Source organism: Mycobacterium sp. (genome assembly GCF_965229265.1).
Taxonomy (GTDB): domain Bacteria; phylum Actinomycetota; class Actinomycetes; order Mycobacteriales; family Mycobacteriaceae; genus Mycobacterium.
Window position 1 is genome coordinate 1,668,550 of sequence record NZ_CBDDIY010000010.1, and the last position, 26,002, is coordinate 1,694,551.

At 67.2% G+C, this 26,002-nt stretch carries 24 protein-coding genes and 2 pseudogenes; 12 read left to right on the forward strand and 14 right to left on the reverse strand.

Annotated features, from left to right (window positions below):
- Window positions 1-166: 166 nt before the first annotated feature.
- The 10 genes from ADBZ9K_RS09615 to ADBZ9K_RS09660 form a co-directional block, all read right to left on the reverse strand.
- The gene (locus tag ADBZ9K_RS09615; protein WP_526619837.1) at window positions 167-634 is read right to left on the reverse strand and encodes an Rrf2 family transcriptional regulator; all 468 of its coding nucleotides are present in this window, start codon (window positions 632-634) and stop codon (window positions 167-169) included.
- Window positions 635-676: 42 nt separating this feature from the next.
- Window positions 677-1,606 carry a hypothetical protein gene (locus ADBZ9K_RS09620; RefSeq protein WP_526619838.1) on the reverse strand — a complete coding sequence of 310 codons (930 nt, stop codon included), beginning with the start codon at window positions 1,604-1,606 and terminating at the stop codon, window positions 677-679.
- 170 nt (window positions 1,607-1,776) lie between these two features.
- Window positions 1,777-2,292 (reverse strand): hypothetical protein, encoded by a 516-nt coding sequence (locus tag ADBZ9K_RS09625; RefSeq protein WP_526619839.1) that lies wholly within the window; start codon window positions 2,290-2,292, stop codon window positions 1,777-1,779.
- Window positions 2,293-2,859 carry a hypothetical protein gene (locus ADBZ9K_RS09630; protein WP_526619840.1) on the reverse strand — a complete coding sequence of 189 codons (567 nt, stop codon included), beginning with the start codon at window positions 2,857-2,859 and terminating at the stop codon, window positions 2,293-2,295. It lies immediately after the preceding gene.
- A gap of 399 nt (window positions 2,860-3,258) precedes the next feature.
- The gene (locus ADBZ9K_RS09635) at window positions 3,259-3,861 is read right to left on the reverse strand and encodes a cysteine hydrolase family protein (RefSeq protein ID WP_526619841.1); all 603 of its coding nucleotides are present in this window, start codon (window positions 3,859-3,861) and stop codon (window positions 3,259-3,261) included.
- An 11-nt stretch (window positions 3,862-3,872) separates the two neighbouring features.
- Complete coding sequence (locus tag ADBZ9K_RS09640; protein ID WP_526619842.1) at window positions 3,873-4,601, reverse strand: 3'(2'),5'-bisphosphate nucleotidase CysQ; 729 nt, start codon at window positions 4,599-4,601, stop codon at window positions 3,873-3,875.
- Window positions 4,598-6,448 (reverse strand): sulfate adenylyltransferase subunit CysN, encoded by a 1,851-nt coding sequence (cysN, locus tag ADBZ9K_RS09645; protein ID WP_526619843.1) that lies wholly within the window; start codon window positions 6,446-6,448, stop codon window positions 4,598-4,600. Before cysN ends, ADBZ9K_RS09640 begins: the two co-directional genes overlap by 4 nt.
- Complete coding sequence (cysD, locus tag ADBZ9K_RS09650; protein ID WP_526619844.1) at window positions 6,448-7,377, reverse strand: sulfate adenylyltransferase subunit CysD; 930 nt, start codon at window positions 7,375-7,377, stop codon at window positions 6,448-6,450. Before cysD ends, cysN begins: the two co-directional genes overlap by 1 nt.
- A gap of 125 nt (window positions 7,378-7,502) precedes the next feature.
- Window positions 7,503-8,075, reverse strand: a complete 573-nt coding sequence (locus ADBZ9K_RS09655) for a MarR family winged helix-turn-helix transcriptional regulator (RefSeq protein WP_526620867.1) — start codon at window positions 8,073-8,075, stop codon at window positions 7,503-7,505.
- Between the two features lie 26 nt (window positions 8,076-8,101).
- Window positions 8,102-8,593 (reverse strand): beta-class carbonic anhydrase, encoded by a 492-nt coding sequence (locus tag ADBZ9K_RS09660; protein WP_526619845.1) that lies wholly within the window; start codon window positions 8,591-8,593, stop codon window positions 8,102-8,104.
- A gap of 177 nt (window positions 8,594-8,770) precedes the next feature.
- Between ADBZ9K_RS09660 and ADBZ9K_RS09665 the strand changes: the two genes are divergently transcribed.
- Genes ADBZ9K_RS09665 through ADBZ9K_RS09685 form a run of 5 tightly spaced genes read left to right on the forward strand, consistent with a single transcriptional unit; the run spans window position 8,771 to window position 12,151 of the window.
- A complete protein-coding gene (locus ADBZ9K_RS09665) occupies window positions 8,771-10,258 on the forward strand; it encodes an aromatic/alkene/methane monooxygenase hydroxylase/oxygenase subunit alpha (RefSeq protein WP_526619846.1) in 1,488 nt (495 codons plus the stop codon).
- Between the two features lie 10 nt (window positions 10,259-10,268).
- Window positions 10,269-10,514, forward strand: a complete 246-nt coding sequence (locus tag ADBZ9K_RS09670) for a toluene-4-monooxygenase system B family protein (protein ID WP_526619847.1) — start codon at window positions 10,269-10,271, stop codon at window positions 10,512-10,514.
- The gene (locus ADBZ9K_RS09675) at window positions 10,507-10,839 is read left to right on the forward strand and encodes a Rieske 2Fe-2S domain-containing protein (RefSeq protein WP_526619848.1); all 333 of its coding nucleotides are present in this window, start codon (window positions 10,507-10,509) and stop codon (window positions 10,837-10,839) included. The genes ADBZ9K_RS09670 and ADBZ9K_RS09675 overlap by 8 nt, the downstream gene beginning before the upstream one ends.
- A complete protein-coding gene (locus ADBZ9K_RS09680; RefSeq protein WP_526619849.1) occupies window positions 10,836-11,141 on the forward strand; it encodes an MmoB/DmpM family protein in 306 nt (101 codons plus the stop codon). The genes ADBZ9K_RS09675 and ADBZ9K_RS09680 overlap by 4 nt, the downstream gene beginning before the upstream one ends.
- 2 nt (window positions 11,142-11,143) lie before the next feature.
- Window positions 11,144-12,151 carry a ferritin family protein gene (locus ADBZ9K_RS09685; RefSeq protein WP_526619850.1) on the forward strand — a complete coding sequence of 336 codons (1,008 nt, stop codon included), beginning with the start codon at window positions 11,144-11,146 and terminating at the stop codon, window positions 12,149-12,151.
- Between the two features lie 4 nt (window positions 12,152-12,155).
- Here the strand turns inward: ADBZ9K_RS09685 and ADBZ9K_RS09690 are convergent, their stop codons facing one another.
- Window positions 12,156-12,425: a hypothetical protein gene (locus tag ADBZ9K_RS09690; protein ID WP_526619851.1), complete on the reverse strand. Its 270-nt coding sequence runs from the start codon at window positions 12,423-12,425 to the stop codon at window positions 12,156-12,158.
- 241 nt (window positions 12,426-12,666) lie between these two features.
- Between ADBZ9K_RS09690 and oppB the strand changes: the two genes are divergently transcribed.
- From oppB to oppA, 4 genes and pseudogenes are all read left to right on the forward strand, one after another.
- The gene (gene oppB, locus ADBZ9K_RS09695) at window positions 12,667-13,644 is read left to right on the forward strand and encodes an oligopeptide ABC transporter permease OppB (RefSeq protein WP_526619852.1); all 978 of its coding nucleotides are present in this window, start codon (window positions 12,667-12,669) and stop codon (window positions 13,642-13,644) included.
- Window positions 13,641-14,567, forward strand: coding sequence for an oligopeptide ABC transporter permease OppC (gene oppC / locus ADBZ9K_RS09700; RefSeq protein WP_526619853.1), 927 nt, complete (start codon window positions 13,641-13,643; stop codon window positions 14,565-14,567). Before oppB ends, oppC begins: the two co-directional genes overlap by 4 nt.
- A pseudogene (gene oppD / locus ADBZ9K_RS09705) lies at window positions 14,564-16,404 on the forward strand (oligopeptide ABC transporter ATP-binding protein OppD). Before oppC ends, oppD begins: the two are co-directional and overlap by 4 nt.
- 43 nt (window positions 16,405-16,447) lie before the next feature.
- Window positions 16,448-18,100 (forward strand): oligopeptide ABC transporter substrate-binding protein OppA, encoded by a 1,653-nt coding sequence (gene oppA, locus ADBZ9K_RS09710; RefSeq protein WP_526620869.1) that lies wholly within the window; start codon window positions 16,448-16,450, stop codon window positions 18,098-18,100.
- Here oppA and ADBZ9K_RS09715 read toward each other — a convergent pair.
- Window positions 18,090-19,358 (reverse strand): alpha/beta fold hydrolase, encoded by a 1,269-nt coding sequence (locus ADBZ9K_RS09715; RefSeq protein WP_526619854.1) that lies wholly within the window; start codon window positions 19,356-19,358, stop codon window positions 18,090-18,092. The genes oppA and ADBZ9K_RS09715 overlap by 11 nt on opposite strands.
- Before the next feature lie 46 nt (window positions 19,359-19,404).
- On the opposite strand from ADBZ9K_RS09715, the pseudogene ADBZ9K_RS09720 reads away from it, so the two are divergent.
- Both ADBZ9K_RS09720 and ADBZ9K_RS09725 read left to right on the forward strand, forming a co-directional pair.
- Window positions 19,405-20,043: pseudogene (locus ADBZ9K_RS09720) on the forward strand (acyl-CoA dehydrogenase family protein); the annotation flags it as partial.
- Window positions 20,044-20,229: 186 nt separating this feature from the next.
- A complete protein-coding gene (locus ADBZ9K_RS09725) occupies window positions 20,230-21,594 on the forward strand; it encodes a wax ester/triacylglycerol synthase domain-containing protein (protein ID WP_526619855.1) in 1,365 nt (454 codons plus the stop codon).
- 10 nt (window positions 21,595-21,604) lie between these two features.
- Here the strand turns inward: ADBZ9K_RS09725 and ADBZ9K_RS09730 are convergent, their stop codons facing one another.
- Both ADBZ9K_RS09730 and ADBZ9K_RS09735 read right to left on the reverse strand, forming a co-directional pair.
- Window positions 21,605-24,226 carry an AAA family ATPase gene (locus ADBZ9K_RS09730; RefSeq protein WP_526619856.1) on the reverse strand — a complete coding sequence of 874 codons (2,622 nt, stop codon included), beginning with the start codon at window positions 24,224-24,226 and terminating at the stop codon, window positions 21,605-21,607.
- Window positions 24,223-25,371, reverse strand: coding sequence for a metallophosphoesterase family protein (locus ADBZ9K_RS09735; RefSeq protein ID WP_526619857.1), 1,149 nt, complete (start codon window positions 25,369-25,371; stop codon window positions 24,223-24,225). Before ADBZ9K_RS09735 ends, ADBZ9K_RS09730 begins: the two co-directional genes overlap by 4 nt.
- Window positions 25,372-25,482: 111 nt before the next feature.
- On the opposite strand from ADBZ9K_RS09735, the gene ADBZ9K_RS09740 reads away from it, so the two are divergent.
- On the forward strand, window positions 25,483-25,989 hold the full coding sequence (locus tag ADBZ9K_RS09740) for a SixA phosphatase family protein (protein ID WP_526619858.1): 507 nt from the start codon (window positions 25,483-25,485) through the stop codon (window positions 25,987-25,989).
- The last annotated feature ends 13 nt before the right edge of the window (window positions 25,990-26,002 follow it).

Genomic DNA, 26,002 nt, shown 5'->3' on the forward strand with positions numbered 1-26,002 from the left:
GGGCCATACCGCCCCGCGCACCCGACCGCCGTTGCCCGCAGCGGCCGAGAGTGGCTGATTGGCAACGGTGCTCGCTCCGTGGCGGCGACCGTGGCGCCCGCGATCCGGCCGGCAACGTCATGCAACTCCTCGCCCGACCCGATGGATCCGCGCCCACCTGCAGTGCTTACCCGCTGTGTCCGCGCCGGTCCTCCTGGCCCAGATAGGCGCGAGCCAGGTCGGCAACGTGGTCGGGCAGGTTTCCGCTAGCCACGTCGGCCAGGCTGGTTTCTTCCAGCACCGATCGCATGCTGGCGCGCAACGCTCGCCATACATCGGTCAGTGCCGCGGTGGGTCCGCTGTAGGGCAGGTCACCCAGACCGATGTCACGCACGCTGGCCAGCGGCCCGTCGATACAACGCAGCACGTCGGCGATGCTGATGTCGGTAGCGGGGCGGGCGAGTTCGTAGCCGCCGTCGCGCCCGCGGTGGCTTCGCACCAGCCGGTCGGTTCGCAAGTCGGACAGGATGTCGACGAGAAACTGTGCGGGGATGCCCTGGGCCTTCGCCAGATCCTCGGTCTTGACCAATGTGCCGTAGGAGGCAAGCTGAGTCATGGCGCGAACGGCATACTCCGCCTTCGCTGACATCCGCATTCCGCGAATTCTGCCACTGCGCGGCCGACGGGCGGCCGACGACTAGGACCGATGCGACCCGATCGCCTTGCCCACGGCGGAATCGGCCCGCTTCGCCGAGGCCCGGGCGGCGTCGACGGCCGCCGCGATAGTGCGCCGCACCTGGCCCTGGGCGTGCCGTGCCCGTGCGACCGTCTTGTTGCCGTCGCTCAGATCGGTGGCACCATTGCCCGCGGTCGCCTTTTCCGAGGTTCGGGCGGGATGCAGCGCAATCGCCGATCGTGCCGACGCAGCGAGAGCACGGCGAGCCGGCCCGGCTGGGCTGGACACCGGGCCGGTGATCGAGGTCACCGCGGCGGGAGTGAAAAAATTCGAGGTGGGACTCACCGGTCGCCCGAGGAAATCGTTCAGCTCGGCCAACGGCTTGCCGAGTTCGGCGCCGATGGCGTCGCCGACGATCCTCGACGGGACCAGGCGTGCGGCCGCTGCCTGCAGGGCTGTGGTGACCGCACTGTCGGCGTACCCGACGCCGTCGACCATCGAGATCACGATGTGCTGCACGAGCGTCTCGGGGATGTCGGTCACGACGCCGCTCGGCGAAACACGAGGCGAGCTGAGGACGGGCACGCTGACGCTCGCCTGAGCCGACGGATGCGGCGACGCGGCTGCGGTGGGCGCCGGCCGCTGTGCAAGCGAGGCCTGGGCCCACAACGCTCCGTCGACCGACTGCCCGCCGAGCTCGGCGGCATCGGTGACGAGCTTGGCCAGCAACCTTTTGAGGACCTCCGTGAGGCCGGCCTCTGCGGGATCTTGAGCTATCGCATTCAATAACGACTGATCCGGCACGTCCGTCGATGCGCTGGCGCCGGCCGAGAGCTCAACGGCCGGTACCCGGAGGTCTGCCGGTGGCGCCACGACCGGATTGGCAACCACAACGAATGCGCCGACAAGGGCGACACCCGTGGTGAAGATCGCGCCGATACCCCGCCGCACCGCGTGTCACCTCCTGTGGATTTCCGGGCTTTCCCGGCTCAACAATACCTGAGAAAAAGCTGAGAAGGCACAGCCTCCGTCCCCGCGAATTACGCCATGCTGGATGAACCCGCACAACAAGGTGCCCCTCCTCGAACAAAGAAGGAGGGGCACCTCGTCAGCGCAGTGAGTTACTCCGCGGACTTGCTGGCCGAAGCCTTGGCCGCTGCCCTCTTGGAACCGCCCAGGCCGTGCTTGGCGCCGGCCTTGGCAGTGTCGCCCTTGGACTCGCTGCCAGCGTTGGAGTTGTCGCCAGGCGTGGCGCTGTTGGAGCCGGAGCCCTCATCAGCGGCAGTGGCCTCACTCGACGACGACTCCACGGCCGCCGCCGAGCGCAGCGCCGCTGCCGACGGTGCGGCCGACTCGGCTGCAGCCGGCGGCGAAACCGGCCCGGGGCTCGGCGCCGTCGTGGCCAGCGCCGTCGCGACGCCATGCACGGCGGCCTGAATGACGCCACGGACGCTCGGGACAACGGTCGTTGCGTCGGTCTGGACCCCCGCACCGATGGTCAACGCGTTGATCACGCCGGGAATACCGTTCGGGCCGAAGAATCCGTCGACGGCGGCATTCCAGGTGGCCTCGAAGTTGCCGGCCTCGACGCCGGCCACGATGTTCTGCGCCACCTTCACCACCGCGCCAACCAGCACCTAGGCTTGCCCGAGGGTGCTGTTGACGACGAGGCTCGCCAGCGTCGGAACCGCAGACAGCAGCGCACTCGCCTTGGCGACAACATTGTTCAGGACGTAGGCGCCCGACTGCAGGGCCGTTTGACCGGCGACCTGGACGGCCTCCAACAACGTGTTGATGGCCGCCGGGAAATTCAGCGTGAGGGCTTCCCCGGTCGCGTTCCAGAGCCCCTCGTTGAGGGTGTAACCGACCGAGTAGAGGGCGTTGAATGAGCTGTCCAGGTAGGCCGAGCCGTTCTTGCCCAGCTGACTGATGATCGGCAGGTGGTCGTTGATGATCTGCGGAATGATGCCCGTGGCGTTGAAGGCGTAGCCGGCCTTGATCGTCGCCAAGCCGGTGAGGTTGAGGATGAACGGGTAGTCACCCAGCGCATCGCCCGAACCGAAGATCAGGGTGTTGGTCTGCCCCAGAGTCTTGAACACCTCCGACAACGGGTTGTCGAAGCCAGCCAGGGCGACGTCAACCGTCGCGGCGGAGGGCATGTGAAGCGCAGGCAGAGCAAGATTGGCCTGGGTTACGGGCGTCATGGCGATGGCGCTGGCGCCAACCACCGCGGCAGTCCCCGCTATGAGCTGTGATCGTACGGAGATTTGCATTTCAATCCCTCCCGGGTGTGGTCAACACTGACGAACCTGAAGGTACCTGAGAAAAACCTGAGGGAAAATAGAAATTGACGTTTTAGTCGGACAAATTTTTCGACATGACCGGGAAAATTCAGACGAGTTAACTTGCCGTAAACTGCGAAATATCGTCTGACATGGCTAGATGGCAAGGACGGCTCGCGAAAGAGCTAATTATTACGTCTGCGTCATCAGAACCGGGGACCTAGGTCCCGCGCCAGTAGGGACCCGTCACCCGGGGTCGCCGAGCCGGACTCTCTCAGGTTTCTGGCGCCACTTTCTCAGGTTCGCGCCCGGCAAAGCATCTCAAGCCGGGATCGCGGCCGCCTCCGCAACGACGACAGCAAACAGGTCCCCCAGGGCGGCCAAACTCGCAACCTGAAGGGTCGCGGCCGGCACCGACGACCCGCCATCCGGTCCCGGCAATGCCCGGGTTGCCGTCGCAGCCGCCACCACGGTGGGTGCATAGCCGAGGTTGAACGCGCCACGAGCGGTGGAATTCACGCACATGTGCGTCATGAAGCCCGCCAGGATCAGGTTCTCGGCGTTGACAGCCTTGAGCCGTTCGTCCAGGTCGGTCTGCACGAAGGCGTTCGGGTAGTTCTTGACCACGACCTGCTCCCCCTCGCGGGGGGCGACGATCGGCACGATCGCGCCGCTCTCACCGCTGATGTCGTACAGCGATCCGGGACCGTCGTCATGCTGGATGTGAATGACCGGAATCCCCGCTGAGCGCGCACTGTCCAGCAGCGTGGCCGCCTCCTGCAGTGCGGCCTGCACGCCATCGAGTTCCATGACACCGCGTGTGTAGGTGTTCTGGCAGTCAATCAGGACCAGCGCCGAGGTGCCCAGACTCGCCGGCTGCAGTGGGAGACCGGCCATCGCGCGCAATGTCGTGAGCTCACTCATGACACATCACGCTACTGCGTTACGGCCAGCACCGCTTCGGCGTACTCGGGCCGGCATACCACCACGTCGGGCAGCTTGGGGTCGGGCCGGTTGTACTGGAGCGCCGAGCCGTCGATGCGCGACGTGTGCAGCCCGGCAGCCCGGGCCACTGCCACCGGCGCGGCCGAATCCCACTCGTACTGACCGCCCGCGTGGACGTAGACATCGGCGCGGCCCTGGACCACCGCGGCGACTTTGGCTCCGGCAGAGCCCATCTCGACCAGCGTGCCGTTGAGGGCGTCGCGAACCTGCAGCGCGATCGCCGGGGGTCTGGTCCGCGACACCACGATCCGCGGTGCGGCGGGGGCGGGCGGAGGTGCCGGGACGTGCGGGGTGGCAAAGGTGATGCCCTGCGCGGGCAGCGCCACCGCGCCGGCGATCAAATCGCCGGCCTGCCAGAGTGCGACGTGCACGGCCCAGTCGTCGCGATCGAGTTCGGAGAACTCCCGAGTGCCGTCGAGCGGATCCACGATCCACACCCGCTCGCTGCGCAGCCGGACCGGATCGTCGGCCCCCTCTTCGGAGAGCACCGCGTCATCGGGCCGGGCCGCGGCCAGCGCCTCCATCAGGTAGTCGTGAGACCGCTTGTCCCCCGCTGCTTTTCGCTCAGCAGCCGAGGCGTCCGAGAGCTCGCGACGGATGTCGAGCAGTAATCTGCCCGCCTCCGTGGCCAAGGTGGCGGCCAGTTCGTGATCGCTCACCGGCGACTGTCCAGCACGTCGATGACCTGTTGGGCCAGCTCGTCGGGACTGTACTGGGGGGTGAGCCGCAGATCCGGATTCTTCGGACGCTGATACGGGCTGTCGATCCCGGTGAAGTGGGTGATCTCTCCGGCACGCGCCTTGGCGTAGAGGCCCTTGGGATCACGCTTCTCGCAGTCCTCCAGCGGGGTGTCGACGAAAATCTCGAAGAACTCCACGCCCTGGTCGGCGTGCACAGTGCGGGCCAGCTCGCGGTGTTCCTCGAGCGGACTGATCACCGGCACCAGTACGGTCAGGCCGGCATCGGCCATCAGCGTCGCGATGTGGGCCAGCCGCCGCAGATTTTCGGCGCGATCGGCCATCGAGAATCCCAGGTCGGCGTTGAGTCCGTGTCTCAGGTTATCGCCGTCGAGAATGTATGCGGGGCAACCATGTTCGAGCAGTTTCTGCTCGACCAGGACGGCCACCGACGACTTCCCGGAGCCAGACAGGCCGGTGAACCACAGGGTGCGCCCCTTGGTCAGCCGCTCACCGGCACTCACCAGCGACTGGTGGCGCACCGTGTTCGGGGAGGCACTGCGGCTGGATGCCGGCGCGGTGTCGCGGACCATCCCGGCGGCCACCGTCACGTTGGTGTCGGGGTCGATCAGAATGAAGGACCCGGTTGCGGCGTTGCGCACGTACTCATCGAGCAGCAGTGGGACCTGGGTACGCAGTGTGACCCGGCCGAGTTCGTTGAGCTTCAACGCCGTTGCGCTCTTGTCGCGGTGCAGGGTGTTGACGTCGAGGCGATAGTCCAGCCCGCTCACCCTCGCCCGGGTGGTTCGGGTGGTGTGCTTGATGATGTAGTCGCGACCGGGTTCCAGCGTGGCCTCGTCGGCCATCCAGCACACCGTGGCGTCGAATTCCTGCGTGGTGGTCGGTTGGTTCTGCGGGCGGGCCAGCATGTCGCCGCGGGAGATGTCGATGTCATCGGCCAGGCTGATCGACACCGCCATCGGGGGGAACGCCTCGGTCACCGGACCGGTCGGTCCGTCGATGGCGGTGATCCGGCTGGTCTTGCCGGCGGGCAGCACGACGACCTCGTCGCCGGGGCGCATGACACCGCTGGCGATCGTGCCGGCGTAGCTGCGGTGATCGGCGTGTTCCACGGTCTGCGGCCGGATGACGTACTGCACCGGGAAGCGGACGTCCACCAGGTTGCGGTCCCCAGCGATGTAGACGTCCTCGAGGTGCGATAGCAGCGCGGGCCCGTCGTACCACGGCGTCTTGTCGGACTTGGTCACCACGTTGTCGCCGTGCAGTGCCGACATCGGGATGGTGGTGACATCGTGGATGTCCAGCCGCGCCGCGAACGCGTGGAACTCGTCACGGATCCACTCGAACCGCTCACGGTCCCAATCGATGAGGTCCATCTTGTTGACCGCAAGGATCACGTGCTGCACGCCGAGCAGCGATGCCAGGAAGGCATGGCGGCGGGACTGCTCCAGCAGGCCGTGCCGAGCGTCGACGAGCACGATCACCAATTGGGCGGTCGACGTGCCGGTCACCATGTTGCGGGTGTATTGGAGGTGCCCAGGAGTGTCGGCGATGATGAATTTGCGCTTGGGCGTAGCGAAGTAGCGGTAGGCGACGTCGATCGTGATGCCCTGCTCGCGTTCGGACCGTAGCCCGTCGGTGACCAGCGCCAGGTCGGTGTAGTCATTGCCACGCTCTTTGGACGTTCGCTCGACCGCGGCGAGCTGATCTTCCATCACGGCCTTGGAGTCATAGAGCAGCCGGCCGATCAGGGTGGACTTGCCGTCGTCGACGGAGCCGGCCGTGGCCAGCCGGAGGAGTGTTGCCATCAGAAGTAGCCTTCCCGCTTGCGGTCTTCCATGCCGGCCTCGGAGATACGGTCGTCGGCGCGGGTGGCGCCTCGTTCGGTCAGTCGGGACACCGCGGTTTCGGCGATCACCTCGTCGACGGTGACCGCGGTGGACTCGACGCAGCCGGTGCACGTGACGTCACCGACGGTGCGGAAGCGCACCGAGGTCTCGAACACTTCCTCGTCGGCGTTCGGCTTGAGGAACTCGTGCACCGCGAGCAGCATCCCGTCCCGGCGGAACACCGGCCGCCGGTGCGAGTAGTAGATCGCCGGCAAGGAGATGTCCTCGGCACCGATGTAGGCCCAGATGTCGTACTCGGTCCAGTTCGACAGCGGGAACACCCGGATGTGTTCGCCCTTGCGGTGCCGGCCGTTATAGAGGTTCCACAGCTCGGGCCGCTGCGCCTTGGGGTCCCACTGCCCCCACTCGTCGCGGAAGCTGAAGACGCGCTCCTTAGCGCGGGCCTTCTCCTCGTCGCGGCGGGCACCGCCGAACGCGGCGTCGAACTTGTTCTCCCGGATCGCGCGCAACAGTGTGACGGTCTGCAGGGGGTTGCGCGACGGCCCGTTGTCCACGACCCGGCCGGCGTCGATGTCCTCCTGGACGCTCGCGACGACGAGCCGCACGCCGTGGCGGGCGACCAGTTCGTCACGCGTGGCGATGACCTCTTCGAAGTTGTGTCCGGTGTCGACGTGCATCACCGGAAACGGCAGCCGCCCGGGCGCGAAGGCCTTGATCGCCAGGTGCAGCATCACGATCGAGTCCTTACCCCCGGAGAACAGCAACACCGGTCGCTCGAACTCGGCCGCGACCTCGCGGATGATGTGGATCGCCTCGGCCTCGAGGGCCCGCAGATGGCTCAGCTCGTACTGCCCCGGTTTGGGGCGTTCGACCACCGGACTTGCCATTAGTTTCCTCGTAAAGTTGGTAGGTTTGACCAGAATTACAAAGCTACCCGGAATTTAGCGAGCAGAACGAACGAAGTCAAGGGTTGTGTGCACTCGCCCCGGGCTCGACCGGCCGGCGGGCGGAACTACCCCGCGCTCACGTGGTCGACGCAGTCCACCCGCAGATCCGCGACGGCCATCGGGGTGTCATAGAACAAGCAGTGATAGCTGCGCGGCGAGTCCGGCCCCACGCCCAGCTGAACACAGGTACTGCAGGCGCGGCTCACCGGCATCAGCCCGGCGTGATGAAGCTGACCCATTACCGCGATCAAACTGTCCAGCAGCCGCTCGGCCTCGACGCGATCGAGCTTCGAGGTGGCGATCTCGGCCGGCGCCGTCCAGCGGTGGATCGCCGCGGCCGTGCGCTTGCCGGCCGCGGTCAGAACGAGCTGATGGCTGCGGCCATCGCGGGGATCACGCCGTCGTTCGATCAGGCCCTTGCGGGTCAACGCGCCGATCGCGTCACTGACCGTCGGGTCGGACACGTTGAGTTCGCGGGCCAGGGCCGTGCTGCGGGCCGCCGGCGGCGAGCCCACATGCAACCAGCTGAGCACCCGCAACTGGGTACTCGACAGCTCGTTGGCTTCGGCAGCCCGCCGGGCGACAACATGCAGCGCGTCGCCGATGCGGTCCAGCGCCGCAACGATCTTCGAGTCCAGGCTGGGGTGGCGCTCCCCGTCGGCTCTCAGAGAACGACCTCATTGAGCTTGCCGGTGGCGACGTCGAAGATGAAGCCTCGCAACGACTCGTGCTTGGTGACGAACGGGCTGAGCTCGATGCGGCGCAGCGACTGGCGAACGTCCTCGTCGAGATCGGTGAACGATTCAGCCGCCCACTCCGGTTTGATGCCGACCTCGTCCTGGATCTCCCGTTTGAACACGTCATCGGTGAACGTCAGCATGCCGCAGTCCGTGTGGTGGATCAGGATGATCTCCCTTGTGCCGAGCAACCGCTGGCTGATGGCCAGCGAACGGATCTCGTCATCGGTCACGACCCCGCCTGCGTTGCGAATCACATGCGCCTCACCGTCTTTGAGGCCGAGGATCCGGTAGACGTCCAACCGCGCATCCATGCACGCCAGCACCGCGACGTGCTTGCTCGGCGGCAACGGAAGCGGACCCGTGAAGCTCTTGGCGTACTCGGCGTTGTTGGCCAGGTATTCCTCGGTGACAGTCACTGCGCCTCCTCTTTTCTCGTGTGTTGCACACAGCTGCCGGGTGGATCGTAAGGGCGGCGATCACCGGAAGGCACCGGTGAGAATCAGCCTGATCTGAATACTTAGGAATCCTCGGCATCGTGCGCACCCTCATAGCAGGGGTTCAGCCCAAGAGCCCGCAGATCACGAGGACCGCCCATGCCCAAACTCTCCCGCAGCGATTGGTACGACCTCGCCCGCGACACCAACTGGACGTTCCGGTACGTCACCGAGGACGAGGTCTTCCCCGAACCGCTCTCCGGTTCCCACCGGGTGTCGGCCGAGGGCTGGCTCAAGTGGGACGAGCCGTACAAGATCGGCTACCGCGAGTACGTCCACAATCAGGTCACCAAGGACACCACCACCTACTCGCTGAAGAACGCGATCGGCCGTTCGAAATTCTTCGACGCGCTCGACCCCGGCTGGAAGTCGGTGATCGTCGCGCACTACGGCGCCATCACGATGCCGGAGTATCTGGCCTCGATCGGCGAGGCACGAATGGGTCGCTTCGGGCGTGCCGCGGCCTGGCGCAACACCGCGACGTTCGGGACCCTCGACGAGGTCCGGCACGGCCAGATCCAGGCGTTCTTCCCCTACGGGTTGCTCGACAAAGAGCCGCGGGGCGACTGGGCGCTCAAGGCTTTTCACACCAACGACTGGATCGTGTTGGCCGTGCGCTACCTATTCGACGACATGTTCGTGGCAAACGACGCCACCTCGATTGCCCTGCAGCTGACGTTCACCCTGGAGACCGGCTTCACCAACCTGCAGTTCCTCGGCATGGCCGCCGACGCTATCGACGTCGGCGATCTGGAGTTCGGCGCGCTGATCTCCTCCATCCAGACCGACGAGGCCCGGCATGCCCAACAGGGCGAGCCCACCATCAAGGTGCTGATCGAAAACGGCGAGAAGGAGTGGGGCCAATTCCTCATCGACCACATGTTCTGGCGGTCGTGGCGGATCTTCGCGCTACTCACCGGACTGTCGATGGACTACTACACCCCGCTGGGGAGCCGGCGGATGAGCTTCAAGGAGTTCATCGAGGACTGGGTGGTCAAGCAGTTCGCCGACCAGTTCCGCGACTTCGGCCTCGACTATCCCTGGTACTGGCAGGAATTCATCGACGAGCTGACCTGGTATCACCACGCCATCCACCTCGGAGTGTGGAACTACCGGCCAACGGTGTGGTGGAACCCCGACGCGGGGGTCTCCGCCGAGGAACGCCTGTGGCTGGAAGAGAAGTACCCCGGCTGGAATCGTGACTTCGGCAAACATTGGGACGTCATCACCGACAACGTCCGCAACGGCGACATCGCCGCGACGCTGCCCGAGACACTTCCGATCACGTGCAACATGTGCCAGCTGCCGATCGTGCGGGCCGCCGGGGTGATCGTCGGCGCCCATACCGATCCGGCACCGTTGACCCATGTCCACGACGGGCGCAAGTATCTGTTCTGCTCCGAGCCGTGCCGGTGGATCTTCACCCAACGCCCGGAGCGCTTCGCCGGCCACCAGTCCCTGATTGACCGGGTGCTCTCGGGTGAGATCAGTCCACCCGACCTGGGCACCGTCCTGGAGTACTTCGGGCTGTCCCCAGACGAACAGGGCCGCGACGCCGACGATTACGCCTGGGCCAAGAAGAGTTAGGAGACTAGATATGGCACTTCTGCCCCTGACCGCCCTCTTCGACGGCGACATCCTCGAACTGCTCATCCCCGTCGACGACGGCGACACCGTGGAATCGGTGGGCCAGCAGATCGCCCACCATGTCGTGGGCCGCCGCGTCGCACGTAAGGAATCTCCAATTCTGCTGCGCCACAACGGCAATGTCCTCGACCCCACGGTGACGATCGGCGCCGCCAGAGTGGGACCACTGGATCACGTCGAGGCGTTCTATGAGTGAGACCCTGGCCTGGACCCCGGTCACCACCGTCGATGAACTGTGGGAAGGCGAAGTCGCCGAGTTCTACCTCGGTGACCAGCCGATCCTGTTGGCGCACCTGCGCAACGGCGAGATCCGGGCCTACGAGGGCAGCTGCCCGCACGCCGGATTCCCGCTCGCCGACGGCGAAGTCACCGACGGCGTGCTGACCTGCTCGGCACACAGCTGGGAGTTCGACCTGTCGACCGGGGCCGGGATGAACCCACCCAGCTGCCGGTTGCGCAGTTATCCGGTGCGCCGCGACGGCGACCAGATCGCAGTACTGCTGAACGGAGACCCGACATGACCAGCTCCGAACCCAAACTCGTCGGCCCGATCGTGCGCGGCTTCGACCCCGACATCGTCGCTGCCCTCACCGAGGCGATCAGCGTCGACAACCCCAACGCCGACATCACCATCGACGACCACGCCGGCTACGTGCGCATCCACGCGCCATGGTTCCTGCGCGTGACCCGCACGAGCCTGGAAGATGCTGCGGGCGAATCAATTCCGCTGGCGTCACTGGAGCCGGCCATCGCCGGATTCGCCGGCCGGATGCGCTATGTCGGCGACGACGAACTGCACTGGTTTCTGGAACGAGAGGACTGACAATGACCGCCGCCACCCCCCGCCGGCTCAAAACCTGGAGCGTCATCGGCGACACCCGCCGCAAACCCACCGAGTACGAGGTCGTCACGGGCAAGTTCCACTACCACTTCAATCGCAAGCCCGCCCCCTTCGACCTCGACCCGCACAGCCCCATCAACCAGTGGTATCTGAAACACCGCGAAGGGTCGCCGCTGCAAGCAGGCGACTGGGAAGGCTTCCGGGACCCGGCGGCCCTGAACTACCGGCGCTACATCGCTTTGCAGCACGAACGTGAGGTCTACGCCGAGGGCGTCGTCGACCACTACGAGGAGCTCGATCACGACGAGAAGCTGGACCCGGCCTGGGTGGCGGTGTTGGAGCGGGTGTACGTCCCAGCCCGATTCGCCCTTCATGTGTTGCAGATCGCCGGGCTCTACGTCGGCCAACTGGCGCCCAGCGCCTACATCACCAACGCCGCGTTCTTCCAGGCCGCCGACGAACTCCGCGCCCTGCAATGGATCGCCTACCGGGCCAAATCACTGTCCCTGAGCCACGGCACCCAGCTGGCTAACACCGAGGCCACCCGCCGAGTCTGGGAGACCGACGAGGCGTGGCAGCCCGCGCGCGAAGCGCTGGAGCGACTACTGCTGGCCTACGACTGGGGCGAGGCGTTCACCGCCTTGAACCTCGTCCTCAAGCCGACGCTGGACGCCCTGCTCAAGGAGGCCTTCGTCGACCTGGCCAGCGCCAACGGTGACGGTCTCACCGCGGCCCTGCTGCAGGAGTCCCGGGTGGACACCACCCGCAGCCAGGCGTGGAGCGCTGAATTGGCCCACTACGCGATCGCCCGCAACCCCGACAACCGGCAGGTCATCGAGGGCTGGGCGGCCACCTGGCAGCCCCTCGCCGACCGAGCGGTGGCCGGACTGGCCACCGCGTTCGGCGGCGCTCCGCCGCCGGCCGACGCCGACACGGTAGCCGATCGGGTGCGGACATCGGTGGCCAAGTTCACCGAATCCTGGAGTAGTTGAGGCGTTAGGGCGCCTCGGGCGTGGTGGCGGTAACCGGCGGGGTGGCAACCTCCGGCGATTCGGTGGGTTCGACCTCAGTCGACTTCGTGGTTTCACCGGTGGTCATCTCCGAGGTCACCGGCGAGGTGAACGTGCCGGGATCGGAGACGATCATGCCGCCGCTGCCCTGCTCGGTCGCCGCCACGGCCAGCGCCCCCATGGCCACGATCGCACTGCCGCCGACCACGGCGGACAGCGCTTTGATACTGGTTCGTCGGGTGGACGTACTGGTCATCTCGTCACTTCCAATCGGTCTCGGTCGGTATTGCACAGACGGGCTCGGCTGCCAGTCCGCTGACAATTGGTTAACCATGAGCTGTGCGGCCGAAACCCCCACCTGCACCACCGCGCTCCAGACTCGCCGCAAATCGGCCCCCTGACCCGGTCCTCAGCAAAGCAACCCGGCCCCCTTCCCGTCGTTTCCGCTCGACATCTCCTACCCTGTGCTGCATGCACCGAGCAGTGGACGGCGGCCTGTGACGCGATTCCTGGCGCGCCGCCTGCTCAACTACCTGGTGTTGCTGGCCCTGGCCTCGTTCCTGACGTTCACCCTGACTTCGCTGACCTTCTCCCCCCTCAACAGCCTGCTGCAGCGCAATCCGCGCCCACCGCAAGCGGTGATCGACGCCAAAGCCGCAGAGCTGGATCTCGACAAGCCCATTCCGCTGCGATACGGCCACTGGGTAGCCGGAGCTGTGCGCGGTGACTTCGGCACCACGGTCAACGGTCAGCCAGTGTCCGACGAACTGGGGCGGCGGATCGGGGTCAGCCTGCGCCTGCTGGTGATCGGCTCGGTGCTGGGCACCGTCATCGGAGTCGTCGTAGGAGCCTGGGGCGCGATCCGCCAATACCGGTTGTCCGACCGAGTGATCACCCTGCTGTCGCTGTTGGTGATCAGCACCCCGACATTCGTGATCGCCAACATGGCGATCCTGGCCGCGCTACGGATCAATTCCGTTCTGGGAGTGCAGATCTTCGAGTACATCGGCGAGACCTCACCCGACGCGACCGGAGGTCCGTGGAGTCAGTTCGTCGACCGGTTGCAGCATCTGATCCTGCCCACCGTCACCCTGGCACTGGGCGCGATCGCCGGTTACAGCCGCTACCAGCGCAACGCCATGCTCGACGTCCTCGGTCAGGACTTCATCCGGACCGCCCGCGCCAAGGGACTCACCCGTCGGCAGGCCCTCTTCAAACACGGGCTGCGCACCGCGTTGATCCCAATGGCGACGCTGTTCGCCTACGGCGTCGCAGGCCTGGTCACCGGGGCGGTGTTCGTCGAGAAGATCTTCGGCTGGCACGGCATGGGCGAATGGGTGGTTGCGGGCATCGCCACCCAGGACACCAACATCGTCGCCGCGATCACATTGTTCTCCGGCGCGGTCGTGCTGCTGGCCGGGCTGCTGTCCGACGTCATCTACGCGATTCTCGATCCCCGGGTGAGGGTGACATGACCGAAGCGACCACCGCGAGATCCGGGGTCAAGCCCGAGGAGTTCGCCTCCCGGCGCACACTGGTGCTGCGCCGGTTCGCCCGCAATCGCCCGGCAATGGCGTCGCTGGTGGTGCTGGCCCTACTGTTCATCGGCTGCTACGCCCTGCCTCCGCTGCTGCCGTGGTCCTATACCGAGCTCGACTTCTACGCGCTCCAAGACCCGCCCAGCACCGATCACTGGCTCGGTACCAACGCCCTGGGTCAGGACCTACTAGCCCAGATCCTGCGCGGCATGCAGAAGTCGATGCTCATCGGCGTGTGTGTGGCGGTGATCTCGACCGCGATCGCCGCCACCGTCGGCTCGATCGCCGGGTACTTCGGTGGCTGGCGTGACCGCGCCCTGATGTGGCTGGTCGACCTGCTGCTGGTGGTCCCCAGCTTCATCCTGATCGCGATCATCACCCCACGCACCAAGAACTCTGCCAACATCGCGCTGCTGATCGTGCTGCTGGCCGGGTTCAGCTGGATGGTCAGCTCCCGGATGGTCCGCGGCCTGACGATGAGCCTGCGGGAGCGCGAATACGTCCAGGCCGCACGCTATATGGGGGTACCCAGCTGGCGGATCATCACCCGCCACATCATCCCCAACGTGGCCTCGATCCTGATCATCGACGCCGCGCTGAACGTCGGGGTCGCCATCCTGGCCGAAACCGGTTTGAGCTTCCTCGGTTTCGGCGTCCAGCCACCCGACGTCTCGCTGGGTACCCTGATCGCCGACGGCACGAAATCGGCGACGACGTTTCCGTGGGTGTTCCTGTTCCCGGCCGGCGTGCTGGTGCTGATCCTGGTGTGCGCCAACCTGACCGGCGACGGACTGCGCGACGCGCTCGACCCGGGCAGCGCCACGCTACGGCGTGGGCGCACGAAGAAGACCAGCTCATGAACGACACCCTGCTGGAGGTCACCAATCTTGGCGTGACCTTTCCCACCGACACCGGCGAGCTCGACGCCGTACGCGGCCTGACCTACCAGGTCCGGCCGGGTGAGGTCGTCGCGATGGTCGGCGAGTCGGGCTCGGGCAAGTCCGCGGCGGCCATGGCCGTCATCGGTTTGTTGCCCGAGTACGCCACAGTATCCGGCTCGGTGCGGCTGGGTGGCCAGGAACTCCTCGGCCTGTCCGACGCCGACATGTCGCAGGTCCGCGGCAAGCGAATCGGGACCGTGTTCCAGGATCCGATGTCCGCACTGACCCCGGTCTACACCGTCGGCGACCAGATCGCCGAGGCGATCAGGGTGCACAACCGCGACGTCGGCAAGCAGGCTGCGCGCACCCGGGCTATCGAATTACTCGAGCTCGTCGGCATCGCCAGCCTGGCAGGCGCGCGCGGGCCTTCCCCCACGAACTCTCCGGCGGCGAACGGCAGCGAGTCGTTATCGCCATCGCGATCGCCAACGACCCCGATCTGCTGATCTGCGACGAACCGACGACGGCCCTGGACGTGACCGTGCAGGCGCAGATCCTCGACGTTCTCAAGACCGCGCGCGACATCACCGGGGCGGGCGTGTTGATCATCACCCACGACCTCGGGGTGGTGGCCGAGTTCGCCGACCGCGCTCTGGTCATGTACGCCGGTCGCGCGGTCGAGGTGGCCGGCGTCGACGACCTGTACCGCGACCGGCGAATGCCTTATACCGCAGGCTTATTGGGGTCGGTGCCCCGGCTTGGTTCGCCGCAGGGCACCCGGCTGGTCCCGATTCCGGGCGCACCGCCGACGATGGTGAACCTGGGGCCGGGTTGCCCCTTCGCGCCGCGCTGCCCACTGGCCATCGACGACTGCCGCGCTGAGGAGCCTGCCTTGTTGACAGTCGCCGAAGGCCATTCGGCAGCCTGCATCCGCACCGAGGAGGTGACGGGGCGCTCCGCGGCGCAGATCTACGGGGTATCCACCCAGCCGGCCGCCGTTGCCGAGATCGCCGAGCCGCCGGTGGTCATCCGGGTGCGCGATCTGGTCAAGACCTACCGGCTGACCAAGGGTGTGGTGTTTCGCCGCCAGACCGGTGAGGTCCGCGCGGTCGACGGCCTCAGTTTCGACCTGCTCCAGGGGCAGACCCTGGGCATCGTGGGCGAATCCGGCTCCGGAAAATCGACCACTCTGCACGAGATCCTCGAGCTCACCGCGCCGCAGTCGGGATCCATCGAGGTGCTCGGCAACGATGTCGCGACGTTGACAGCCGCCCGCCGGCGCGAACTGCGCCGGGACCTGCAGGTGGTCTTCCAGGATCCGGTGGCCTCCCTCGACCCTCGGCTACCTGTCTTCGACTTGCTAGCCGAACCGTTGCAGGCCAACGGCTTCGACAAGCAGCGCATCGACGCGCGGGTTGCCGAGCTGCTGGAGATCGTCGGGCTGCGCCGTGCCGATGCGAGCCGCTACCCCGGCGAGTTCTCCGGCGGCCAGAAGCAGCGGATCGGTGTCGCCCGAGCGTTGGCGCTGCAGCCCAAGATTCTGGCCCTCGACGAACCGGTGTCCGCCCTCGACGTGTCCATTCAGGCCGGCATCATCAACCTGCTACTCGACCTGCAGGACGAGTTCGACCTGTCGTATCTGTTCGTCTCGCATGACCTGTCGGTGGTCAAACACCTCGCCCACCGGGTGGCGGTGATGTACCGCGGCGCGATGGTGGAGTACGGCGACGCCGCAGACATCTTTGCCAGCCCGCAGCACGAGTACACCAGAACGTTGCTGGCCGCCATCCCGCAACCAGATCACACTCGCCACTAGCATCAGTGGCGTGACCCCCTTGATCCGCCGGACCGCCGGCCGAATCGCAGCACTGGCAGTCGTGGCGAGTCTGGTGGCGGCCGGATGTTCGAGCAGCAAGCGCGACGTCCCCTCCGCCGGTGGCAATGCCGAGGTGGGTTCGTCCAGTGACATCAATCCGCAGGACCCGGCCACCCTGCGCACCGGCGGCAACCTGCGGCTGGCGTTGACATCGTTCCCGGCCAACTTCAACATCCTCAATGTCGACGGCAATGACGGGGACACCGCGGCGGTGCTACGCCCGACCATGCCGCGGGCGTTCGTCATCGCCGCCGACGGATCGATGACGGTCAACACCGACTACTTCACCAACGTCGAGCTGACCAAGACCAACCCGCAGGTGGTCACCTACACCATCAACCCCAAGGCCACCTGGTCCGACGGGACGCCGATCACCTGGCAGGACCTCGCCTCGCAGATCAGTGCACGCAGCGGCAAGAACAAGGCCTTCGCCATCGCCGCGCCAGACGGCAGCGACCGGGTCGAGTCGGTGACCCAGGGCGTCGATGACCGCCAGGCCATCATCACCTTCGCCAAGCCCTATACCGATTGGCGTGGCATGTTCGCCGGGAACAACATGCTGTTCCCCAAGAGCGTGACGGCCGACCCAGAGGTGTTCAACAAGGGCCAGCGCAACGGACCCGGCCCGTCGGCGGGCCCGTTCATGGTCTCGACGCTGGACCGCACCGCGCAACGCATTGTGCTGACCCGTAATCCGAAGTGGTGGGGCACGCCGCCGCTGTTGGACTCGATCACCTATCTGGTGCTCGACGACGCGGCGCGCGTGCCGGCGCTGCAGAACAACACCATCGATGCCACCGGGCTCGGATCCCTCGACGAACTCACCATCGCCCGGCGCTCCCCGGACATCTCGATCCGTCGCACGCCGGGGCTGATGTGGTACCACTTCACCTTCAACGGCGCGTCCGGGGCCATCCTGTCGGACAAGGCGCTTCGGCTGGCCGTGGCCAAGGGCATCGACCGACAGGCCATCGCCGACGTCACGCAACGCGGGTTGGTCGACAAACCCGTCCCGCTGAACAACCACATCTTCGTTGCCGGCCAGCAGGGTTATCAGGACAACAGCGCTGTGGTGGCCTACGACCCCGAGAAGGCCAAGGCCGAACTCGACGCCCTGGGCTGGAAACTGAACGGGCAGTTCCGCGAAAAGGATGGCAAGCAACTGGTCATCCGCGATGTGCTCTACGACGCGCAGACCACCCGACAGGTCGCCCTGGTCGCGCAGAACAGCCTGGCGCAGATTGGGGTGAACTTGCAGATCGACGCCAAACCCGGAAACGGCTTCTTCACCAACTACGTGATTCCCGGCGACTTCGACATCGCGCAATTCAGCTGGGGCGGTGACGCATTCGCACTGGGTTCGCTCAACCAGATCTACACCACCGGGGCCGAGAGCAACTTCGGCAAGATCTCCAGCCCTGAGATCGACACCAAGGCCGAACAGGTGCTCGACGAGCTCGACCCGGACAAGGCCCGCAACCTGGCCAACGAGCTGGACAAGATGCTGTTCGCCGAGGTGTTCAGCCTGCCGCTGTTCCAGTCGGCCGGCAATGTCGCGGTGCGCAGCAACCTGGCCAACTTCGGTCCGGCCGGGCTCGGCGACTTGAACTACACCGCGATCGGCTTCATGAAATAACCGGCTTGGCCTGGCTGCGCGCCGCCGCCCGCGGGACGGCCGCGGGCAGCGCGGCCTCCAGGCGCGCCGCCGCCGACATCGCCGACACCATCAGCCGCACCGCCGGCCGGCTCGGCAGGGCATCCAGCTCGTCGGCCTGAGCCGGTAACGCGTCGATCCGGCCGGCGCAGACTGCCTCCAGAATGCGCAACGCGGCGCGCTCCTTGGTGTCGAGCACACTGTGGCCGGTGGTCGGCAACCGCACCAACACCGACCCGCCGATGAGGTCGGCGACCCGCTCGGCGACCTCCGGCGGCGTCGTCAGATCACGCCCACCGGAGATGACCACCGTGGGCCAGCCGAATCGGGGCATCGCGGTGACCAGATCGAACGGCTCGGCCTCAAACGGCGGCGGCGCCCCGTCGGCGAACTCCCGCATGGCCACCGCTGGGTCCAGCGGCAACCCGTCCGGATCCGCCGCATAGTTCAGCTCCCGAAAGCCGATCCGGCCGACGAGGTCGGTCTCGTTGCGGTAGGGGGCCTTTCGGCCGACCATCAATTCACCGGCGCGACCTATCACCGTCCACAACAGGTGTCGCCCCTGTAGGAGCAGGTCGAGTTGGCGGTCGAGAAGCGGCGCCCCGCCGAAGCCGTAGACGGTGGCCGCGAGCTGGGCGGCGGCCGGCGTCATCACACCGTCGTCGACCAGTCGGCGGACCTTGTCCGCCAGTTCGGCGGTGTCGGCACGCCCGTACCAGAGCACGCTGCGCAGCGTGCGCCGGACCGCCTCGATGTCGTCGCCGGCCAGCAACGGGGAATCCAGGATCATCGCGTGCACCCGGGCCGGGTGGCGTACCCCGACGCCCGCAGCGAGGTAGGTGCCGTACGAGGTGCCGTAGATGATCGCACTGTCGACCTGGGCGTCGTCGAGCACCGCGGCGACGTCGTCGACGACCTGCTCGATGGTGAGCGCCTCCGGCGGTAGATCGGCCCCGGCGTCGTCATGGCGCGACATTCCGACGCCCCGGTGTTCGATCATGATCACGTCCAGGCCGACGGCGGCGGCGCGTCGGCGCAAACCCCGGTAAAGCGCGATCGAGGCGGCGCCCGGTCCGCCGGGGATGATGACCACGGGATGTTTGGTTTTGCGTCCGGCCCGCACGTAATAGAGGTCGAACTGGTCGGATCCGCCCGTCGTCACCGGGCGGCGGACGGGACGCACTCCGGGCAAAGCCGCCAGCTTCTGGTGGGCGCGGCGACGTTTCTCGTTCAGAGTCATCGCGTCCGGTCCGTCATGCCCCGATTCTGCCCTGCCCGGCTCGGGAATGGAATGCGCCGTAGCCTCTCTTAGGTTCGGGATGAGCCAAAGCCGTGCCCCAACGGAGGCCGTCGGTAGGACGAGGCCATGCCCACCGTCGAGCCCGTCAACCGCATCCTGCCCGGCACACCGGCCTTCAGCGATCTGCTCGCCCAGATCCGGGCCGGCGCCAAAGACCGGGATCTCAACGACGAGAAACTTTTTGACCAAATCACCGCACTCAAGCAAGCCGGATTCGACACGTTGCGGCTACCCACAGAACTCGGTGGATCGAATTTCCTTGTCCGTCAATCCATTTCAAATATCATCGATCTTGCCACCGCGGATCCGATTGTGGCGCATATCTTCCGCACGCATTTCTGGTTCGCCGAACAACAGCTGCGCACCGTCTCGGAGGCTCGCTCACGCAGCTGGCTGGCCAAGGCCGCCGAAGGCGGGTCCAACGCCGTCGGAGCCTGGTCTTCAACACCCGACTGCTGCCGATACCGGGGGTTACCGACTCACCGGCGAGAAGTGCTACAGCACCGGGACACTGTTCGCCGGCTACCTGACCGTTGCTGCCACCACCGACCACGACTCGGTGGCCACCGTCATCGTCCCGACCGATCGCGACGGTGTCCGGCTGGTCGACGACTGGGACGGCTTCAGCCACGCACTGGCCGAGAGCCCCGTCCCCACGCGATTTCGGCGCGGAAACGTTCGCTCAGCGGCGGTTTTCGCGCCGAAATCGCGTGGGGACGGGGCACCAGCGTTAGGGGACAAAGTCCTCAACTGAGCGCACGCTGTTCTGCCGTGCACCACTCTCGTCGTAGGTTGTGAGTGGGAGCACACCATGACCGAATTCATGCGCAACACCGACGCGTTCACCTGGTCGATGGAAGCCGATCCGCGGCTGAGATCGACCGTGGTGACAGTAATCCTTCTGGACCGGTCCCCCGACTGGGACCTGGTACGGGAGCGGTTCGAACTCGTCAGCCGAGAACTGCCGATGTTTCGCCAGCGGGTGGTGAACTCGCCGCCGCCGGCTCCGCCGCGGTGGGAGTACGCCCCCGACTTCGACCTGGATTTCCACATGCGCAAAGTGTCGGCACCCGAGCCGGGCAACCTCGACGGCGTGCTGGAGATGGCGCGGCTGGCGGCCATGTCCGACTTCGACCGGGCCCGGCCGATGTGGGAAGCCACCCTCATCGAGGGTCTCGACGACGGCGGCGCCGCGGTGCTGTGCAAATTCCACCACGCGCTGACCGACGGAGTCGGTGGCGTGCAGATCGCAATGACGCTCTTCGACCTGACCGACGAGCCTCGCACCCTCGGCGAGGGCCCGGCCGAGCCGGTGATCCCGGTTCCAGCGCCGCTGGACGGTTACCGGGACGCCCTGCGGTACAACGCCGGACTGGTCGGCAAGGCCGTGACCGAGACCGTGAAGAACGCTCCGAAGTTGGTGTTCAACACGATTCGGCAGCCACTGCAGACCGCGGAAGCGGCTGGTGAGTTGGCTGCGTCGGTGTACCGCACGGTCCGGCCGGTCAACAAGACTGGCTCACCCCTGATGACGGAACGCACCCTGGTTCGCCGGCTTGGTGTGCTCGAGGTGGCCATGCCCCGCCTTCGGGAGGCCGCCCACCGCAGCGGCGGCGCGCTCAACGACGCCTTCGTCGCCGGGGTGGCCGGCGGGCTGCGCCGCTACCACGACAAGCACGGCGTGCCGGTGGGTGACCTCCATCTGACCATGCCGATCAGCCTGCGCAGCGAGGGCGATGATATGGGCGGCAACCGGATCACCCTGATGCGCTTCGACGTCCCGGTCGGGACGGCCGACCCGGCGCAGCGGATCAGCAGCATCCATGAGCGCACCGGTCGCGTGCGCAACGAGAAGTCGCTGCCGTACACGCAGTTGATCGCGGGCGCGCTGAACCTGATGCCGCGCTGGTATATCGGTTCGATCCTGCGCCACGTCGACTTCCTGTGCAGCGATGTGCCGGGTGTGCCCGTGCCGGTGTATCTGGGCGGTGCGCAGGTGCGGATGCAGTATGCCTTCGGCCCGACCGTCGGTTCGGCGGTCAACGTCACGCTGCTGACCTACGTCGACACCTGCGCGCTGGGCATCGACGTCGACACCGGCGCGATCCCCGACTTCGACGAGTTCTACGACTGCCTGGCAGCAGGCTTCGAAGAGGTCCTGGCGCTGGCCGACTAAGGGTGGCGCCTCAGGCACTCAGTTCGATGACGTGGGCGTCCTGCACCCCGAGATAGCGGGTCGGTGTGCAGGTCAGCACGATCACCTGTCCGTGATGCCCCACGGTGTCGAACACCGCGCCCATCTTGGTGAGCCGGTCGGGATCGGTGAAGCCCAACGCATCGTCGATGACGACCGGAACGGTGTCCTCCTTGGCGACCAGCGCCGCACCGGCCAGCCGGGCCAGAATACCCAGCTGCTCCTTGGCTCCGCCCGACAGCGACTCGTAGGGCACGGTGCGACCGTCCAAGGTGCGGTTGCGGATTCGCAGATCGCTGTCGATCTCGACCTCGAACGACGACCCGAATACCGGTCGCGCCAGGCGCTCGATCTCCGCGCGGAACGGCTCGACGTAACGCTGCCTGGTGGTGTCCCGGTGGCGGGCCATCACCGACCGCAGCAGCTGCGCCGCGCGGGCACGCCGCGACACCCGCTCGTGTTCGGCGAAGGCATGCTCACGGGCGATCTGCGCTGCGTCCAGGTTGCCTTTGCGGCCCTGGGTGCCCATCACGCCCAGTTCGACGGTGATGTCGTTGAGCTGCTGGCTGATCGCGGCCAGCTCGCGGTGAAGCACAGCGGCTTCGGCCCCCGCTGAGTCCAGTTCCGCCTCGACCGCCCCCGGGTCGGCCGCGGCATAGCGCTGCGCCAGCTCGGCGACCCGCGCATCGGCCTGACGCTGCGCGTCGACCTCGGCGGCGGCGCGGGCGGCCAGCTCCTCGTCACCGGTGAGCGCCCGCAGCGTCGCCAGCCGCTCCGTGGCCGCCGCGAGCTCGGTGGCCGCACCGGCCAGCTTCGCCTGCAAAACCGTTGTCGCGGTCGCCTTCTCGGTGAGTGCGGCATTGGCCTGCGCCAACGCGCGCTGGTGCAGGTCGGCATCGGCGCGCGCGTGATCCAGCGCATCCTGCGCACCGGCGAGCGCGGCATGGGCGGCGTCGCTGCCGGCCGCGGGTGCCGCGAGTTCGGGTGGGATGGCCGCGCGCAGGGCAGCCAGCCGGGTCCGCATCGCCTCGACGCCGTCGCCTTCACACAGCCCGGCCAGCGTGGCGGCCAGCTGGTCGCGGCTGCTGATCAGCGCGCGGCGGCGCTGCTCGACCTCCCGCGCGCGCTCGACGTCGGCGACGCCACCCTGCTGCAGCGCCTGCGCCAGAACCCGTTGCGCGGTATCGAGTTTCGTCTGCACATCAGAGGTCGTGGCGCCGGGGTCGATGCGCACGCTGACCAGCCCGGGCAGCGCGACGGTCGTCGGCGAGGTGTTCGGCGGCGCCCACCGCTGCCCCGCGGCGAGCCGGATGGTCTCCCCGCCGATCACCAGCTCGAGATCCGCGGCTGCGGTGAACTCCACCGTGGTGGCGGTCAGCGCGAGCTGGGCCTCGAAGCGCTCCACCAGCGATGCGGCCGACTCGATGTCGGCCATCACCTCGGCCGTCATGGCGATGTCCGAGAGCCGGCCCGTCAGCTCGGCGAGCTCGCGTTCGGCGGCCCCAATGCGATCCAGCCGCGCGGTGAGACGCTCCGCCTGGTCGCGCCCGGCCAGCGCATCCACCACGCGACGGGCATTGTCCACCGCACCCTGAGCCGCCACCAGCGCGGTGGTCGAGTCCTGCGCTGCGGCAGCAGCCAATTCGGCGACCTCGCGGGCCGTTGTCTCGGCGATCGTCGACTCGGCCAGCTCTGCTTGCAGGCTCGCGACGGTCCCGGTACGCACATCCACATCAGCGCGCAGCCGGAGGCGTTCGGCCTGGGCGGCCGCCGACGCGGCGCAGGTGCCCTGGGCCGCCGTCGCGACCAGCTTGGCGCCTTCGAGTTGATCACCGAGTTCGGACAGCGCCGCGGCCGCGGCCTCGGCGGCGGCGAGCCGCTGGGCCACCTGCGGTCGCCGGCCGGCCAGATCCTTGCGACGCTCGGCCAGATCGGCATGAGTGCGAACCCGCTCGTCGACCTCCCTGACCGCTGCCGCGCACCGCGCCACGTCCTCATCGGCCGCGCGTAACCGGCCGATGACGCCCGCCCACTCCCCCGTCGGCCTGCCGGTCGCGGTGAAGTAGCGGCCGTACTCGGCGTCGATCCGTTCGATCAACAGCGGTTCGGTACCCGACAACGCCGCATCGTCACCGGCCGCCAGGTCCAGGGCCCTGGAGAGCGCGTCGCAGCCGGAAAGGTCCACCGCGGCGGTCGAGCCGGCCTGCAGTACCCGCTGGGCGTGCCACAGCTCGGTGTCGACCGTCTCACCGAGCATGGCCAGCACACGATCGTGCGCCTCGTCCCCGGTGAGCTGCTCGCGGCGCGGAGCCAGGATCGTCAGTTCTGTTTCGGCCTTCTTGTGGAAGCGCTTGCGGTACACGAAACGGTATGGCCCCGAGCTGATCTCGGCGAGCACCTCGGAGGCGACGTCGGCGTGGGTGGGCTTGACCTGCTTGACTTCCTTCTTCGTCGATCGGTCCTTGGACTCCAGCAGCAGATCGAGCGCCTCGATCATCGACGTCTTGCCGATCTCGTTGGCGCCGCACACCACGACCACACCGTGATCGGGAAATTCGATGTCGCGGTGCGTGATTCCGCGATAGTTGGTCAGGACCAGCCGGTGCAGCCTCATGCGGCGGTGCTCCCCGCCAGCCGCAGCAGCAGACCGAGCGCCGCCTGGGCGTCCTGGGCGTCGGCGGCGCCGGATCGCGCGGTGTCGACGAGTTCGGCGACCGCCGCTGCGGCGAACCCGCCGATCCCGAGGTCGTCGAACTCGCCGTCGGCGGGCATGACCGCGATCGAGGTGTGCCGCTCCCAGGTGCCGAGCCAGGCGAACAACCGGGAGTACTTGTCCAGACAGGCATCCAGCGCGGCGCGGTCGGTAACCGTGAGGGAACCGGTCAGCCCGAGCCGCACCACCGTGCGGTCCTTGTCGCCCAGCAGGTCGAGATTGAGGTCCAGGTCGGCGATGTCGCGGGTGTTGTCGACCTGCCGGTGCAGCGTGACGAACCGCCAGCGGCCGACGCGGTGGGCCTCGACACTCACCGGGTGCGCCGGATCGCGTTCGTCGACATCGACCACGAGCACATGGCCCGGGTCAGCCTCGACGTCGTCGAAGTTGGTCACTTCGGGTGAGCCGGAGTACCACACTCGGCCGCTGTCCCCGACTCGGGTTCGAGAGTGCTTGTCCCCCAACGCGACATAGTGGACGGCGCCGCGCTCGACAGCGTCCGACACCGCGGCCATGCGGATCAGCGACGGCTTGCCCGGGTCCGGGTCGAGCACGTCGACACCGCCGTGGGCGACCAGGATGCGGATGGTCCCGTCGGCGGGCAGACCGCGCAGCGCAGCGCCGGCTAGATCGGTGGTCGGCGCCTTGGAGCGCCATGGCGCGACGACGAGCTGCACACCGGGCCGGATGTCCCAGAGCCCGTCGCGGTCGAGGACGACGACGTTGTCCGGGCATTCGGCGGTGAACAGCGCACTGGTGTAGACCGACGAGGCGTCGAGGGGGTCGTGGTTGCCCGGCAGCAGGTACACCGGAACACCGATGGCCCGCATGGCCTCCAGGGACTGGCTGATCACCTTCGGTGCCAATTGGTTGTGTTCGAACACGTCGCCGGCCACCACGACGAACTCGGCACCGGACTGTTCGACCAGCGCACCGAGTCCGGCGACCGCGTCCCGGCGGGCGGCCGAGTAGCGCGGCTGGGCCTCGCCCGCCAGGAAGTGGCGCGTCATCCCGAGCTGCCAGTCGGCGGTGTGCACGAATCGCATTCGGCGGGTCCTCGTCCTGTCTGATCGGTGTTGCGGGCAGTGTATGGCGATGCGCCGACAAGTCCGGGGACCTCGACCGGCATGTGCGCGTAAGGATCTAGCCTGTGAGGCGTGAGTACGGGACAACGCACCCTGGTGCTGATGCGGCATGCCAAGTCGGACTACCCCACCGGTGTCGGCGACCACGACCGGCCGCTGGCGCCGCGCGGTATCCGCGAGGCGGCGCTGGCGGGCGACTGGCTACGGGCCCATGTGCCCGCCGTCGACCTGGTGCTGTGCTCGTCGGCGACCCGGACCCGGCAGACCCTGGACCGGACCCAGATCAGCGCGCCGGCGACCTACTCCGAACGGCTCTACGGCGCCACCCCGGGCACGATGATCGACGAGATAAACCAGGTGGGTGATCAGGTGGGCACACTGCTGGTGGTCGGCCACGAACCCACGATCAGCCAGGTGGCGTTGGCCCTGGCCGGGCCGCAGAACTCCGACCGGGCCGCCGCCGAACGCATCTCGATGAAGTTCCCAACCTCGGGGATCGCGGTCCTGTCGGTGCCGGGCCGCTGGGCCGGCCTGGAACTCGACGGTGCCGACCTGACGGCATTCCACGTGCCGCGTTAGCGGGTGTGCACAT

What these genes read in the sequence shown, in the direction of transcription:
- ADBZ9K_RS09670 (WP_526619847.1), top strand. Translation starts at nt 10,269, where the DNA reads ATGGCACTTCTGCCCCTGACCGCCCTCTTCGACGGCGACATCCTCGAA.
- cysN (WP_526619843.1), bottom strand. Translation starts at nt 6,448, where the DNA reads ATGGCAACACTCCTCCGGCTGGCCACGGCCGGCTCCGTCGACGACGGC.
- oppC (WP_526619853.1), top strand. Translation starts at nt 13,641, where the DNA reads ATGACCGAAGCGACCACCGCGAGATCCGGGGTCAAGCCCGAGGAGTTC.
- ADBZ9K_RS09665 (WP_526619846.1), top strand. Translation starts at nt 8,771, where the DNA reads ATGCCCAAACTCTCCCGCAGCGATTGGTACGACCTCGCCCGCGACACC.
- cysD (WP_526619844.1), bottom strand. Translation starts at nt 7,377, where the DNA reads ATGGCAAGTCCGGTGGTCGAACGCCCCAAACCGGGGCAGTACGAGCTG.
- ADBZ9K_RS09735 (WP_526619857.1), bottom strand. Translation starts at nt 25,371, where the DNA reads ATGCGATTCGTGCACACCGCCGACTGGCAGCTCGGGATGACGCGCCAC.
- ADBZ9K_RS09725 (WP_526619855.1), top strand. Translation starts at nt 20,230, where the DNA reads ATGACCGAATTCATGCGCAACACCGACGCGTTCACCTGGTCGATGGAA.
- ADBZ9K_RS09675 (WP_526619848.1), top strand. Translation starts at nt 10,507, where the DNA reads ATGAGTGAGACCCTGGCCTGGACCCCGGTCACCACCGTCGATGAACTG.
- ADBZ9K_RS09690 (WP_526619851.1), bottom strand. Translation starts at nt 12,425, where the DNA reads ATGACCAGTACGTCCACCCGACGAACCAGTATCAAAGCGCTGTCCGCC.
- ADBZ9K_RS09615 (WP_526619837.1), bottom strand. Translation starts at nt 634, where the DNA reads ATGCGGATGTCAGCGAAGGCGGAGTATGCCGTTCGCGCCATGACTCAG.
- ADBZ9K_RS09715 (WP_526619854.1), bottom strand. Translation starts at nt 19,358, where the DNA reads ATGACTCTGAACGAGAAACGTCGCCGCGCCCACCAGAAGCTGGCGGCT.
- ADBZ9K_RS09685 (WP_526619850.1), top strand. Translation starts at nt 11,144, where the DNA reads ATGACCGCCGCCACCCCCCGCCGGCTCAAAACCTGGAGCGTCATCGGC.
- ADBZ9K_RS09730 (WP_526619856.1), bottom strand. Translation starts at nt 24,226, where the DNA reads ATGAGGCTGCACCGGCTGGTCCTGACCAACTATCGCGGAATCACGCAC.
- ADBZ9K_RS09635 (WP_526619841.1), bottom strand. Translation starts at nt 3,861, where the DNA reads ATGAGTGAGCTCACGACATTGCGCGCGATGGCCGGTCTCCCACTGCAG.
- ADBZ9K_RS09630 (WP_526619840.1), bottom strand. Translation starts at nt 2,859, where the DNA reads ATGACGCCCGTAACCCAGGCCAATCTTGCTCTGCCTGCGCTTCACATG.
- ADBZ9K_RS09680 (WP_526619849.1), top strand. Translation starts at nt 10,836, where the DNA reads ATGACCAGCTCCGAACCCAAACTCGTCGGCCCGATCGTGCGCGGCTTC.